This window comes from Roseomonas mucosa ATCC BAA-692, from assembly GCF_000622225.1.
Lineage (GTDB): Bacteria > Pseudomonadota > Alphaproteobacteria > Acetobacterales > Acetobacteraceae > Roseomonas > Roseomonas mucosa.
Genome location: NZ_JHWD01000001.1, coordinates 113231 through 126732, shown reverse-complemented (window position 1 = coordinate 126732; position 13502 = coordinate 113231). Strand labels below are relative to the sequence as shown.

The following is a 13502-nucleotide window of genomic DNA, read 5'->3' as shown; positions in this document are numbered from 1 at the left end:
GGACCCGGCCCATAACTCCTGGCCATGCGCAGGTAATCATCTTTCCGGATTGCTTCCCACATAGCGCATGTCTGTGCCGTTAGGTGTGGACAATCCAGTTCATCCATTCTACATCGCGATCGAGCTTATTTACGGCAGCGGCACATCATTGTGTCATTTTCGGGGCAGAAGGGTCCGACAAGGAACTTTCCGCCCGTTCTGTGCTCATAGCGGCCGTGCCTGCCGGCGGCCGCTCGCATGGAGGTGAGTGCCATCCCAGGGCGGATGGCCAACTGGGAGAGGCATATGGATACGGCGACGACCGCGACATCCCCCGGGATGTCCGCGACCGGTTCCCCACTGGCGATGACCACCGCAGACACGGCCACCGAGCCGCAGGTGAAGATCGCCCTGCGCGATGTCTACAAGGTCTTCGGCGACCATCCCGACCGCGCCATGGAGATGGTGCGCCAGGGCAAGGGCAAGGACGAGATCCACGCCGAGACCGGCTGCACGCTGGGTGTCAACGGCGCGAACTTCGACATCATGGCCGGCGAGATCTTCGTGATCATGGGCCTTTCCGGCTCCGGCAAGTCCACCCTGCTGCGCCTGCTCAACCGCCTGATCGAGCCGACCTCCGGCGCCATCCTGGTGGAGGGCCAGGACATCACCCGCATGTCGAAGCGCGAGCTGACCGAGCTGCGCCGCCGCGACATGAGCATGGTCTTCCAGTCCTTCGCCCTGCTGCCCAACCGCACGGTGCTCGACAACGCCGCCTTCGGGCTGGAGGTCGCGGGCGTGGCCGAGGCGGAGCGCCATGCCAAGGCCATGGCGGCGCTGGAGGGCGTGGGCCTCGCCGCCTATGCCCCGAGCCGCCCCGACCAGCTTTCGGGCGGCATGAAGCAGCGCGTCGGCCTCGCCCGCGCGCTGGCGAGCGAGCCGACCGTGCTGCTGATGGACGAGGCCTTCTCGGCCCTCGACCCGCTGATCCGCACGGAGATGCAGGACGAGCTTCTGCGCCTGCAGTCCGAGCACAGCCGCACCATCATCTTCGTCAGCCACGACCTCGACGAGGCCATGCGCATCGGCGACCGCATCGCCATCATGCAGCACGGCAACGTGGTGCAGGTCGGCACGCCGGACGAGATCGTGACCAACCCGGCCAACGACTATGTCCGCTCCTTCTTCCGCAACGTGGACGTGTCGCAGGTCTTCCGCGCCGGCGACGTGGCGCGCGACGCGCAGGTCGTGCTGATCGAGCGCAAGGGCCTCGCCGTCCCGGCGGCACTGGAGCGCATGCGCCGGCACGACCGCGACGTCGCCATCGTGGTGGGGCGCGACCGCCGCTACCACGGCATGGTCAGCGCGGAATCCCTCGCCCGCGCCGCCCGCAGCGGCGAGGCGGACCCCTATCACCGCGCCTTCCTGTCCGAGATCGAGCCGATCGACGCCGACCAGACGCTGTCCGACGTGCTCGGCCGCGTCGCGCAGAGCCCCTGGCCCGTGCCCGTGATCGACGCGCAGCGGCGCTACATCGGCTCCATCAGCAAGTCCGCCCTGCTGATGACCCTGGACCGCGCCGCCTGAGGCGAGGCCTCCGCAGCGCCCTGCCGCGGACCTTCCCGCGCCCCCTCGGGCCCACAGCACCGGAACCCGTTCCATGAACATGCATCTCGGCATCGGCGAAGCCGCCGACACCGTCGTCAACTACATCCTCGACCACTTCATGCCTTTCCTCGACGGCATCGCCATGGTGATCGGCTTCGTCACCGGCACCATCAAGGCGGCCCTGACCGGCGTCCCGCCGCTGGCCGCCGTGGCGGTGATCGTGCTCCTCGCCCTCTGGCGCGTGGGCTGGAAGTTCGCCCTCTTCGCCGTGGCAGCCCTTTTCGTGGTCCTCGGCATGGATCTCTGGGAGCGCACGATGGAGACCCTCTCCCTCGTCCTCTCCGCCACCGTCATCGCCATCGTGGTCGGCGTGCCGCTCGGCATCGCCATGGCGCGCAGCGAGGCCGTGGCCCTGGTGGTCCGCCCCGTGCTCGACCTGATGCAGACCATGCCGGCCTTCGTCTACCTGATCCCGGCCGCCATGTTCTTCGGCCTCGGCGCCGTGCCCGGCACGATCGCCACGGTGATCTTCGCCATGCCGCCGGTCGTGCGCCTGACCAATCTGGGCCTGCGCCAGGTGAACAGCGAGTTCATCGAGGCGGGCCTTGCCTTCGGCTGCACGCCGGGCCAGCTGCTGATGAAGGTGCAGCTCCCGAACGCGCTGCCCTCCATCATGGCCGGCATCAACCAGACGATCATGCTGTCGCTGTCGATGGTGGTGATCGCCTCGATGATCGGCGCGGGCGGGTTGGGCAACACCGTGCTCACCGGCATCCAGCGCCTCGATGTCGGCACCGGCTTCGAGGGCGGCCTCGCCGTCGTGATCCTGGCCGTGCTGCTCGACCGCATCACCCAGAGCTTCGGCCAGAAGCGCCCCGCCCTGGTCCCCGGCCTGCGCGCGCTCTTCGCGCGCAAGGCCCAGGGTGAGGATGAGGCGAAGCAGGGCGGCACCGCCGCCCGCCTGGCCAGCCACTGACCGCCACACACGAACCGCAGAAAGGAAGACGCCCCATGCTGAACCGGCGCAACCTCCTCACCCTCACCGCCGCCGCGGGCGGCACGCTGCTCACCGGCACCCTCGCCCGCCCGGCCCTGGCGCAGGCGCGGCAGAAGGTCACCCTCGGCTACGCCCCCTGGGCCGATGCGGAATTCGTCACCAAGCTGGCGGCGAAGCTGATGCAGGACCGCCTGAACGTCGAGGCGGTGCTGATGCAGAGCGATATCGCCCCGCTCTACCAGGGCATCACCCGCGGCGACGTGGACGCCATGCTGCAACTCTGGCTGCCCGAGACCCATGCCGACTACTGGAAGCGCATCGAGGGCAAGGTGGACCGCCTCGGCGTGCTCTACACCGATGCCAGGCTGGGCTGGGTGGTCCCCGACTATGTCCCCAAGGAGGAGCTGAACTCCTTCGCCGACCTCAAGAGCGGCGAGGTGCGGGAGAAGCTCGGCGGCATCGTCCAGGGCATCGAGCCCGGCGCCGGCCTCACCCGCGTGTCGCGGGAGGCGCTGAAGACCTACGGCCTCGACGACATGTACCGGCTGCAGGAATCCAGCGAGGCGGCGATGATCTCGATGATCGAGCGCTCCATGCGCCGCAAGAAGTGGGTGGTGGCGACGGCCTGGAGCCCGCACTGGATGTTCGGCAAGTACGACCTCCGCTACCTTGCCGATCCGGAGAAGGCCATGGGTGGCGTGGAAAGCGTCTATGCCATCGCCCGCAAGGGGCTGAAGGAGCAGAGCCCCGGCGTCACCAGCCTGCTCACCCGCATGAACCTGCCGCTGGACGAGCTGCAGAAGGCCATGCTGGACGCGCAGGAGACCAGCTACGACAAGGCGGTGGCGAACTACATCGCCGGCCACAAGGACCGCGTGGAGTCCTGGCTGAAGACGGCCTGACCGGGCACGGGCACTCCCGGGGGAGGCGGCGCCTTTCCCCGGGGGGACCTTCCGCCTTCGGGCCCGCGGCGCCCCGTCCACGGCCGGTCGCGGCCGCCCCATCCGCCCGGAACACCCCTTGCACCGCCCCGCACCACGGGCTACCTAATCCACCATGATCACGCGCGAACCCTCCAGCCGCTGGTGGTGGCCCCTGTAGAACAGGCGGCCCGCGCGTTCCCACGTTTCAAGGCCGCCTCGGAGATCCGGGCGGCCTTTCTCATATCCCCTGCCAGCCTTCCCGGACCCCGAGGCCGCCCAGCCACCCCGGAGTCGAGATGCAGGCATCCACGATGTCCCAGACAAGCTACCGCACCGAAGGCGGGTTGACCGTCCGGCGGGAAACCCTCGCCGCCGATGCCGCGACGCTGATGCCGGACCTGGCGAAGCGCCTCGACCGCCAGCGCGGCGTGCTGCTCTCCTCCTCCTTCGAGTTCCCCGGCCGCTACACGCGCCTGGACATGGGCTTCGCCGACCCGCCGGTGATGCTCACCGCCCGGGGGCGGGAGGTCACCGTCACGGCGCTCAACGCGCGTGGCGAGACCCTGCTGCGCGCCATCGCCCCCGCCCTGCGCGGCATGGCGGAGGCCGGGGAGGCGGAGGCCTCCGCGACCCGCCTTTTCCTCCGCCTGCGCGAGCCGGAAGGCCGCTTCCCGGAGGAGCAGCGCTCCCGCCAGCCCTCCGTCTTCTCCGTGCTGCGCCGCCTGGGCGAGCTGTTCCGCGCGCGCGAGGACGAGCATCTCGGCCTCTACGGCGCCTTCGGCTACGACCTGGTCTTCCAGTTCGAGCCGATGAAGCTCCGCCTGCCCCGCGCCGCGGACCAGCGCGACCTCGTCCTCTTCCTGCCGGACGAGGTGCTGGTGGTGGACCACATGCGTGGCACCGCCGAGCGCCACCGCTACGAGTTCACCGTGGAAGGCGCCGCCACCGAGGGCCTGCCGCGCGAGACGCCCGCCGATCCCTACCGTCCCGGCACGGAGAAGGACGGCGAGATCCGCAGCGACTACGGCCCCGGCGAATATGCCGCGATGGTCGAGCGCGCGCGCGAGGCCTTCGCCCGCGGCGACCTGTTCGAGGTGGTCCTCGGCCAGACCTTCGCCACCCCCTGCGCCGATGCGCCGAGCGAGCTCTTCGACCGGTTGCGCCGCGTGAACCCCGCCCCCTATGGCGCGCTGATGAATCTCGGCGAGGGCGAGTTCCTGGTCGCCGCCAGCCCCGAGATGTTCGTGCGCGTCGAGGGCAGGCGCATCGAGACCTGCCCGATCAGCGGCACGATCAGGCGCGGCCGCGACGCGCTGGAGGATGCCGAGAACATCCGCACCCTGCTCAATTCCCGCAAGGAGGAGAGCGAGCTGACCATGTGCACCGACGTGGACCGCAACGACAAGTCGCGTGTCTGCGTGCCCGGCAGCGTCAAGGTCATCGGCCGCCGCCAGATCGAGATGTATTCCCGCCTGATCCACACGGTGGACCATGTGGAAGGCGAGCTGCTGCCGGAGATGGACGCGCTGGACGGCTTCCTGTCCCATGCCTGGGCCGTCACCGTCACCGGCGCGCCCAAGACCTGGGCGATCCGTCATGTCGAGAACGAGGAGCGTTCCGCCCGCCGCTGGTATGGCGGCGCCATCGGGCGCATCACCTTCGACGGCAACATGAACACCGGCCTGACGCTGCGCACCATCCGCCTGAAGGACGGCGTGGCCGAGGTGCGGGCCGGCGCCACGCTGCTGCACGACAGCGACCCGGCGGCCGAGGAGGCCGAGTGCCACCTCAAGGCCAGCGCCATGTTCGCCGCCATCAAGGGCGCCGCCCCCGCCGCCCCGCCGCAGCGCCCGGCCCCGGCCGAGCTGCTGGGCCACAGCCCGCGCGTGCTGCTGGTCGATCACGAGGACAGCTTCGTGCACACCCTGGCCAGCTATTTCCGCGCCGCCGGGGCCGAGGTCACGACGATGCGCCCCGAACTGGCGCGGGAACGGCTGCGCGAGGGTGCCGAGGGCATCGACCTCGTGGTGCTGTCCCCCGGCCCGGGCCGCCCGTCGGATTTCGCGATGACCGAGACGCTGGACCTGCTGGTGGAACGCAGGCTGCCCGCCTTCGGCGTCTGCCTCGGCTTGCAGGGTATCGTCGAGCATTTCGGCGGCGCGCTGGACGTTCTGGAGCGGCCCATGCATGGCAAGCCCTCGCTGATCCACCGCAAGGACAGCCGCTTCCTCCAGGACCTGCCGGAGGAGTTCGCCGTGGGACGATACCACTCGCTGCACGCGCGCCGGCTGGTGCTGCCGGAGGAGATCGCCGTTACCGCCGAGACCGAGGATGGCGTCGTCATGGCCGTGGAGCACAGGCGCCTGCCCATCGCGGCGGTGCAGTTCCACCCGGAATCGCTGATGACGGACCCGAACCGCATCGGCATGCCGCTGGTCGCCGCCATGCTCACGCGCCTGACCCGCACCAATGCGGAGCCGGCCACGGCGGGTTGATCCGGCGCTGCCCCGTCCCGGGCGGGGCTCCGCCTCCCGCGGCGCGATCCGGCCTGCAACAAGCGCCAAGGAAGGGGAGGTCCAGGGCCCCCAGGGTCCTGGCGGATGGGGGTTCGGGGGAAGGCAGGGCCTTCCTCCGAGGCCGCCGCCACCCCGGTTGACATCCCCCGCCCGCCTCCAAACCTCTCTCCGGACCCATCCGGAGGCGCGCGGCATGACGGACCACCCCTCACCCCCTCGCCCCGGTGCCGCCCGCCCCGGTGCCGCCCGCCCTGGCTGGCGCCGCCGCGACGCCCTTCTTCTCCCCGCAGCCCTTGCCGCCGCGACGCCCGCGCGGGCCGAGGGACGGGTGATCGACCTGCTGCTGGTCCTGGCCATCGACGCATCCGGCAGCATCGATGCCGACGAGTTCCGCCTGCAGCGCGAGGGCTGCGCCCAGGCCATCACCCATCCCGATGTGCTGGCCGCGATCGGTTCCGGACCGCTCGGCGCCATCGGCATCGCCCTGGTGGAATGGGGCGCCCCGGGCGGCGCGGCCACGGTGGTGGGCTGGCACCGCATCGACGGCGCCGCCGCCGCCCAGGCCATGGCGGGCGCCGTGATGGCCGCGCCGCGGTCGCCGCAATCCTGGAACGCCATCGGCGACGCGGTGGAGCATTCCACCAGCCTGCTGGCCGCCGCGCCCTGGCGGGCCGACGAGAAGGTGATCGACGTTTCCGGCGATGCCCCCGACATGCGCAGCCTGCGCCCCCTCGAGGAAGCACGGCAGGCGGCCGAGGCCCGGGGCATCGTGATCAACGCCCTGGCCATCGAGGGCGACCGCCCCGGCCTGCGCCAGACCTACGAAGCCACCGTCATCGCCGGACCTGGCGCCTTCGTCATGGCCGCGGAATCCCGCGCCGACTTCGCCCGCGCGCTGCGCGCCAAGCTGGTCCGGGAGATCGCCTGAGCCCGCGGCCCGCACGGCGTCCGTGAGGGCATGGCCTCACCTCTCCCCCTTTGGACGCATGGCGGCACCGGCAGCCTCGCGCTCCCTCGCGCCCCCTCGTCACTTGCAAATCCCGTTCCGGGCGCCCATGTTCCTCCGGTCAGTCTCGTCGTGCCGGCCTGTTCTCCTTGCTCCTCCGAGCGTCGAGCTCGGTGTCCGTTCCCCTCGATGCCGATCCGGTGCGCATGTCGCGCCCCGGCCTTTCGGAAACGGAACACCCATCATGGCCTCAGGCACCGTCAAGTGGTTCAACAGCACCAAGGGCTTCGGCTTCATCCAGCCGGATGACGGCTCGAAGGACGTTTTCCTTCATGTCTCCGACGTGCAGCGCGCCGGCCTCCAGGAGCCCCGCGAGGGCGACAAGCTCGAGTACGAGCTCGTGCAGGGCCGCGAAGGCCGCGTCTCCGCCGGCAACATCCGCGCGGCGTGACGTGTCGGGGAGGGGTCTCCCCTCCCCGCGACCGGCGGGCATGGCCCGTCCGGATACCGGACCGGCCCCTGCGGGGACCGTCCGGACATCCTGCGGCAGGCTCCACAGCCCGGAAGGAAAGCCCATGGCCAACCACCGTTTCCAGATCGGCGACGAGGTCGAGCTGGTTCCCCATCTCTTCAATCCGCACGAGGCACGGGGCCGTTACACCATCACCCGCCTCCTGCCGAATGATTCGCCGGACCGCGAGTACCGCGTCCGCCAGGGCCAGGACGGCCAGGAACGCGTCGTGCGCGAGAGCGAGATGCGCCTGAGCCCGACCAGCGTCCTCGGCCGGAACACCATGCCCGCCTGACGGTTCCGCTTCACCTTTCCCCTCTTCCTCCCTTCCAGGTGCAGTCCCGTGTCCCAGCAGACCAAGCCGAAGCCCAAACCCGCCGCGGAGCCGGCCGCCCCGCCGGAGGGCCTGGAGGACACCATCGCCTATCTGGCCAAGCGCCACCGCGTTTCCCCGGCCATCGTGCGTGAGATCGCCCGCCGCTCCGGCCAGACCGAGCGCAGCGCCCTGGAACGTGAGATCGAGCGCGGCAAGTCCCGCCGCTGATCCGCGGCGGTTGATGCATCCGGCGCGGGACGCCCTGGCCGGGGCGTCCCCCGCGCTGTCCTTTTCCAGACGCGAACGCATCGCGGATGGCGGCGTCCATCTCCTGGGCCTCGCCGCCGTCCTGGCCGGTGGCATCCACCTGCTGGGCGCCGCCATCGCGCGCCCCGGCTGGCTCACCCTCGCCGCCGTCGCCCCCTATCTGCTGGGCCTGGGCGCGAGCTTCGCCTGCTCGGCCGCCTACAACATGGCGCCGCCCGGCCGGCTCCGGCAGCGCCTCCGCCGCTTCGACCATGCCGCCATCCACCTGCTGATCGCCGGCACCTACACGCCCGTCATGGCCCTCTCCCTTGGCGGCGGATGGAGCATCGCCCTCCTCGCCATGGTCTGGACCGGCGCCGCCGGTGGCGTGGCCCTGAAGCTCCTGGCTCCGGGGCGCCACGAGGGCCTGGGCCTCGCCCTCTATCTCATTCTCGGCTGGGTGGGCCTGATCGCGCTCCCACCGCTCATCCGCGCGCTCTCGGCCTGGCAGCTCGGCGCGCTGGGCCTCGGGGCGCTGCTCTACACGGGCGGCGTGGCCTTCCACCTCGCGCACCGCCTGCCCTTCCACAACGCGCTCTGGCACGCCATGGTCCTGGCGGCGGCGGCCAGCCACTACCTTCTCGTGCTGTCGCTGGTCTTGGCGGGACCGTAGCGCCCCGCCCGCGAAATCCGCCGCACCGGCAGGGCTGGGGCATCACACCCGCGGCTCTCCAGCCCGGCCCTCGCCCGCGCGAAGACGTGGGTCCCGGACATCAGGCCGCCTGGGCGGTCCGCGTCACCCGCCCCATCGCATAGGGCTCCACCGGGATCCCCGTCTCCCGCCCTGCGATCATCGCCGCCAGCAATTCGCCCGTGCCGCAGCCGATGGTGAAGCCCAGACCGCCATGACCGAGGTTGAGCCAGAGCCCATCGACCCCGCTCGGCCCCAGGATCGGCTTCCAGTCCGGCGTTGCGGGGCGCAGGCCAGCCCAGGGCTGCGCGCGCGGCCAGTCGGCGGCGGCGGGGAAGACCTCCCGCGCCTGCCGCGTCAGCGTGTCGAGCCGGCGCTGCACCAGATCCGTGGCGAAGCCGACGAGATCCACCATCCCCGCCACGCGCAGCCGCCCCTCGGCGCTCTCCGTCGCCCGGTCCAGCAGCGCATAGACCACCTTGTGGTGCGCGTCGGTGATGCTGATCTCCGGCGGCAGGTCCCCTGCCCGCGTCGGCACGGTCAGGCTGTAGCCCTTGAGCGGATAGAGCGGCAGCATCAGCCCCAGCGGCTCGGCCAGAGACAGCGCCCCGATGCCGGAGGACAGGACGAAGGCATCCGCCTCCACCAGCCCCGCCGGGCTTTCCGCCGCGACCACCGCGCCGTTCCGCAGGCGCAGCGCCGTCACCGGATGGTTGAAGCGGAAGCGGATGTTCGGCCAGCCCCGCAGCACGCCGCGCAGCGCCTCGCAGAATCCGTGCGCGTCGCCCACCGCCTCGTCCGGCGTGAAGACGCCGCCCGCCAGCTTCTCCGCCGTGTCGCGCAGCGCGGGCTCCAGTGCCAGGCATTCGCGGGCATCCAGCACCTGCTGCTTCGCGCCGTACCGCGCCTGATAGGCCACCAGCGAGGCCGCGCCGCGCAGGTCGCCCTCGTCGCGGAACACCACCAGCTTGCCGTTCTGCCGCCAGGAGAAATCCAGCGGATCGCGTGCCATCATCGCATCGAGCACGCCGCGGCTGTGATAGGCGAGCGCCAGCATCTCGCGCGTGCCCTGCTCGAACACCTCGCGCCGCGAGGCCCGCAGGAAGGCCTTCAGCCAGCGCCAGAGCCGGGGGTCGGCCTGCGGCTTCAGCCGCAGCGGCGCCTCGCCGTCGAGGATCCAGTGCATGCCCTTGCGCGCCACGCCCGGCGCCGCCAGGGGCGCGACATAGGAGTAGCTGAGCTGACCGCCATTCGCCTTGCTGGTGCCCAGCCCCGGCCCGGCCTCGCGGTCCAGCACCGTGACCTCGTGTCCGTCCCGCCCGAGGTGATAGGCCGCCGCCAGGCCGGCGATGCCGGCCCCCAGGACGCAGATCCTCATCGCCCGGGGCATCCGGCACAAGGGAACGACGAGGGGCAGGGGCGGCATCCGGGCATGACAGGTCTCACGAGGCAACGATCCGCGGGACAGGGGGCCGGAAAGCCGGCCCCTCTGTCAAACGATGATGCTCCCTGTCCGCGAGACCGGCCTATCCCGCGGGACGCAGCCCAGCCCTGTCGGGCACGAGGCCGCTGGCCACTCCGGGGGGAACCGGCCCCCGGGATTGTCTCGCCGGGATTGTCTCGCCGGGATCAGTTCGCCGCGATCCGTGTCTCGCTCACCAGCTTCGCCCAGCGCATCCGCTCCTCGGCCATGAAGCGGCCGAAGGCCTCGCCGCCCATGCGGGCCGGCACGGCGCCTTCCTCGTTCAACCGGCGGGCCACCTCGGGCACGGTCAGGCTGTCGGCCACCGCCGTTTCCAGCCGGGCGCGGATCGCCTCCGGCGTGCCCCTGGGCGTGAGGATCCCGTACCAGGCGGAGGCGCGATAGCCCGGCAGCGCCGCCTCCGCCACGGTCGGCACCTCCGGCAGCGCGGCGATCCGGCTTTCCCCGGTCACGGCCAGCGGCCGCACCAGCTCGCCCTGGATCAGCCCGATCACCGAAGGCAGGGTGGTGACCATGAAGGGGATATGCCCCGCCACCACGTCGTTCAACGCCGGGCCGGCACCGCGGAAGGGCAGGTGTTCCGCCTCCGCCCCCGCCATCTGGAACATCAGGGCGGCGGCGAGATGGCTGGCCGAGCCGTTGGAGGCCGAGGCATAGCCGAAGCTCCCCTTGGCGGCCCGCGCCTCCTGCAGCAGCGCCGACAGGTCCTTCGCCTTGCTGCCCGGCCCCGCCACCGCGACCAGCGGCGCATCGGCCATCAGAGCCACCGGGTCCAGCGCCTTCAGCGGATCGACGCGCATGTTCGGGAAGAGCGACTGGTTGACCGTCATCGGCCCCTGGTTGCCCACCAGCAGCGTGTAGCCATCGGGCCGCGCCGAGGCGACCGCCTCGGTCGCGAGGTTGCCGCCCGCGCCGGGCTTGTTCTCGACGACCACCGGCTGCCCCAGCACGGACTGGAGCTGCGCCGCCAGGACGCGCGCCACGTTGTCCGTGCCGCCGCCCGGCGCATAGGCGACCAGCAGGCGGATCGGCCGGGCGGGCCAGGCGGGCTCGGCGCCCCGGGCGGCGAGCGGCAGGGCCGCGAGCGGTGCGGCGGAGAAGGCGCGGAGCAGGTTGCGACGGTTCAGCATGGATGTTTCCTCGTTTCTTGTGTTTGCGGGAAAAGCCTACTCGGCGGCCATCAGGAAGGCGGCTTCCCCCTCCGGCTCGGGCACCAGCAGGTTGCCCTCGAAGATCCGCCGCGCCGTGCGCAGCACGCTGGCCCAGCGCACCACCCCGTCCTCGATGCCGAGGCCGATCTCCAGAACCCCGGCGGGATGCGCGATCCGCACCGCCTCGCCCGGCGTGGCGAGATCGGCTGCCACCGTCCCCGCCATGCGCGCCGCGACGGCCAGGGTGATGCCGCCCGTCACCGCCATGGCGCGGTGCACCGCATGCGGGGTGAGATAGCGCGCGGTGAGCGTCGCGCCCCCCTCCCCCGGCCCCAGCAACGCCGGCTTGGGCACGACGCTGCCGGCGACATCGCCCAGCCCCATGCGCCGCCCGGCCTCCAGCCGCATCGCCTCGATGCGCCGCAGCAGCGCGGCATCGCCCTCGATTGCCTCCGGCGCCGCATCGGCCCGCACCCCCAGCGCGGAGGCGGGGATCAGAAGCATCGGCATGGCGCCGTCCACCAGCGTGACGGCGATGCCGCCGATCTCCTCCCGCCGCGATCCGGTCGGGAAGAGCATGCCGGTCTTGCTGCCGGACACATCGCGGAAGCGGAGCGCCACCGGCGCCGAGCGGCCCGGCACGCCGGGGATCTCCGCCTCGCCCGCATAGGTCACGCGCCCGTCCGGGGTCTGCACCACCGCCTCGACCAGAGCGCCGGTGTTGCGGTTGCGGATGCGCACCAGCGTTTCCGGCGCCCGCGCCCGCACCAGGCCGGCCTCGATGGCGAAGGGGCCCACGGCGGCCAGCATGTTCCCGCAGTTCGGCCGCGTATCCACCGTGCCGCGGTCCACCGAGACCTGGGCGAAGAGGTATTCCACATCCACGCCCGGCTCCTCCGATGGGCCGACGATCGCGGTCTTGCTGGTCAGGCTGTTGCCGCCGCCGATGCCGTCGATCTGCAAGGGATGCGGCGAGCCCATCGCGGCCAGCAGCAGCGCGTCGCGCCGTGCCGGATCGGCCGGCAGGTGCCCCGCCAGGAAGAAGGGGCCGCGGCTCGTGCCGCCGCGCATCAGCACGCAGGGGAGACGGATCTGCATCGGCGTTTCCAGAACCTGTTGCGGTTTCCCGCGTCGGCCCCCTTCTGCGCCCGGGAAAGCTCTTGCTGAAGTGCAAAGATCGGCAGAACTCTTGCGCCACACGCAACAAGGACCGCCCGCTTGGCCATCGACCTCGACCAGCTCCGCGCCTTCGTCGCCGTGGCCGAGGCGCAGAGCCTCACCCGCGCGACGGAAGTGCTGCATCTGTCCCTGCCCGCCGTTTCGCGCCGCCTTTCGGCACTGGAGGAGGAGCTCGGCATCGCCCTGCTTGCCCGCTCGACGCGCCGCGTGGCGCTGACCCAGACGGGGCGAGAGTTCCTGCCACGCGCGCGCTGGCTGCTGGATGAGCTGGAGGAAAGCCTGCTCGGCATCCGCGAGACGGCGGCGCGGCGGCGCGGCCTCGTCACCATCGCCTGCATCCCCACCGCGGCCTACTACTTCCTCCCCGCCACGGTGGCGGATTTCGCGCGACGCTTCCCGGCCGTGCGCGTGCGCGTCATGGATCTCTCGGCCGATGGCGTCACCGACGCGGTGGCGACCGGCGGCGTCGAGTTCGGCATCGGCATGGAAGGCGCCGGTCATCCCGAAGTGGAGTTCCGTCCGCTGCGCCGCGATCCCTTCGTGCTCGCCTGCCGCCGCGACCATCCCTTCGCCCGGCGCCGCAGCCTGCGCTGGTCCGATCTGGCGACGGAGAAGCTGGTCGGCGTCTCGCGCCGCTCCGGCAACCGGCTGATCCTGGATCGTGCCTTGCTGCCGCGCGGCATCCAGCCCAACTGGCACTACGAGGCCGAGCACCTTTCCACCAGCCTGGGACTTGCCGAGGCCGGGCTCGGCCTCGCGGTCGTGCCGCGCCTCGCCCTGCCGCGCGGCCCGCATCCCGTCCTGGTGGCGCGGCGCCTGGAAGAGCCACGCATCGAGCGCGCCACCGGCGTCGTCATCCGCCGCGGTGCCGTGCCTGGCCCCGCCGCCCGCGCGCTGCTCGACCTGCTGGAAAGCCGCATGAAGGCGGGCTGAACAGCGCTGTCACCACGCTTCGT

Annotated in this window: 13 protein-coding genes; 10 read left to right on the top strand and 3 right to left on the bottom strand. The window is 71.6% G+C overall.

The annotated features are described in order from the left end of the window. Window positions 1-345: 345 nt before the first annotated feature. The 9 genes from proV (at window position 346) to trhA (ending at window position 8715) form a co-directional block, all read left to right on the top strand. Window positions 346-1566: a glycine betaine/L-proline ABC transporter ATP-binding protein ProV gene (gene proV, locus BT98_RS0100620; protein WP_026033179.1), complete on the top strand. Its 1221-nt coding sequence runs from the start codon at window positions 346-348 to the stop codon at window positions 1564-1566. Between the two features lie 73 nt (window positions 1567-1639). Further along, window positions 1640-2563 (top strand): ABC transporter permease, encoded by a 924-nt coding sequence (locus tag BT98_RS0100615; protein ID WP_019461098.1) that lies wholly within the window; start codon window positions 1640-1642, stop codon window positions 2561-2563. A gap of 35 nt (window positions 2564-2598) precedes the next feature. Next, window positions 2599-3486 (top strand): glycine betaine ABC transporter substrate-binding protein, encoded by an 888-nt coding sequence (locus BT98_RS0100610; RefSeq protein ID WP_019461097.1) that lies wholly within the window; start codon window positions 2599-2601, stop codon window positions 3484-3486. A 317-nt stretch (window positions 3487-3803) separates the two neighbouring features. After that, on the top strand, window positions 3804-6002 hold the full coding sequence (locus BT98_RS0100605) for an anthranilate synthase component I (protein WP_019461096.1): 2199 nt from the start codon (window positions 3804-3806) through the stop codon (window positions 6000-6002). A 214-nt stretch (window positions 6003-6216) separates the two neighbouring features. Beyond that, the gene (locus tag BT98_RS0100600; protein ID WP_079253429.1) at window positions 6217-6951 is read left to right on the top strand and encodes a DUF1194 domain-containing protein; all 735 of its coding nucleotides are present in this window, start codon (window positions 6217-6219) and stop codon (window positions 6949-6951) included. 262 nt (window positions 6952-7213) lie between these two features. After that, window positions 7214-7420 carry a cold-shock protein gene (locus tag BT98_RS0100595; RefSeq protein WP_019461094.1) on the top strand — a complete coding sequence of 69 codons (207 nt, stop codon included), beginning with the start codon at window positions 7214-7216 and terminating at the stop codon, window positions 7418-7420. 124 nt (window positions 7421-7544) lie between these two features. Further along, on the top strand, window positions 7545-7775 hold the full coding sequence (locus BT98_RS0100590) for a hypothetical protein (protein WP_019461093.1): 231 nt from the start codon (window positions 7545-7547) through the stop codon (window positions 7773-7775). A 48-nt stretch (window positions 7776-7823) separates the two neighbouring features. Continuing rightward, complete coding sequence (locus BT98_RS0100585; protein ID WP_019461092.1) at window positions 7824-8024, top strand: hypothetical protein; 201 nt, start codon at window positions 7824-7826, stop codon at window positions 8022-8024. Window positions 8025-8037: 13 nt separating this feature from the next. After that, window positions 8038-8715, top strand: coding sequence for a PAQR family membrane homeostasis protein TrhA (trhA, locus tag BT98_RS0100580; protein WP_019461091.1), 678 nt, complete (start codon window positions 8038-8040; stop codon window positions 8713-8715). A 100-nt stretch (window positions 8716-8815) separates the two neighbouring features. Here trhA and BT98_RS0100575 read toward each other — a convergent pair whose 3' ends face one another. The 3 genes from BT98_RS0100575 to BT98_RS0100565 form a co-directional block, all read right to left on the bottom strand. Continuing rightward, the gene (locus BT98_RS0100575) at window positions 8816-10111 is read right to left on the bottom strand and encodes a D-amino acid dehydrogenase (RefSeq protein ID WP_019461090.1); all 1296 of its coding nucleotides are present in this window, start codon (window positions 10109-10111) and stop codon (window positions 8816-8818) included. A gap of 251 nt (window positions 10112-10362) precedes the next feature. Next, complete coding sequence (locus tag BT98_RS0100570; RefSeq protein WP_019461089.1) at window positions 10363-11346, bottom strand: Bug family tripartite tricarboxylate transporter substrate binding protein; 984 nt, start codon at window positions 11344-11346, stop codon at window positions 10363-10365. 36 nt (window positions 11347-11382) lie between these two features. Then, the gene (locus BT98_RS0100565; RefSeq protein WP_019461088.1) at window positions 11383-12465 is read right to left on the bottom strand and encodes a 4-oxalomesaconate tautomerase; all 1083 of its coding nucleotides are present in this window, start codon (window positions 12463-12465) and stop codon (window positions 11383-11385) included. A 120-nt stretch (window positions 12466-12585) separates the two neighbouring features. On the opposite strand from BT98_RS0100565, the gene BT98_RS0100560 reads away from it, so the two are divergent. Beyond that, the gene (locus BT98_RS0100560; protein WP_019461087.1) at window positions 12586-13479 is read left to right on the top strand and encodes a LysR family transcriptional regulator; all 894 of its coding nucleotides are present in this window, start codon (window positions 12586-12588) and stop codon (window positions 13477-13479) included. Window positions 13480-13502 lie beyond the last annotated feature (23 nt).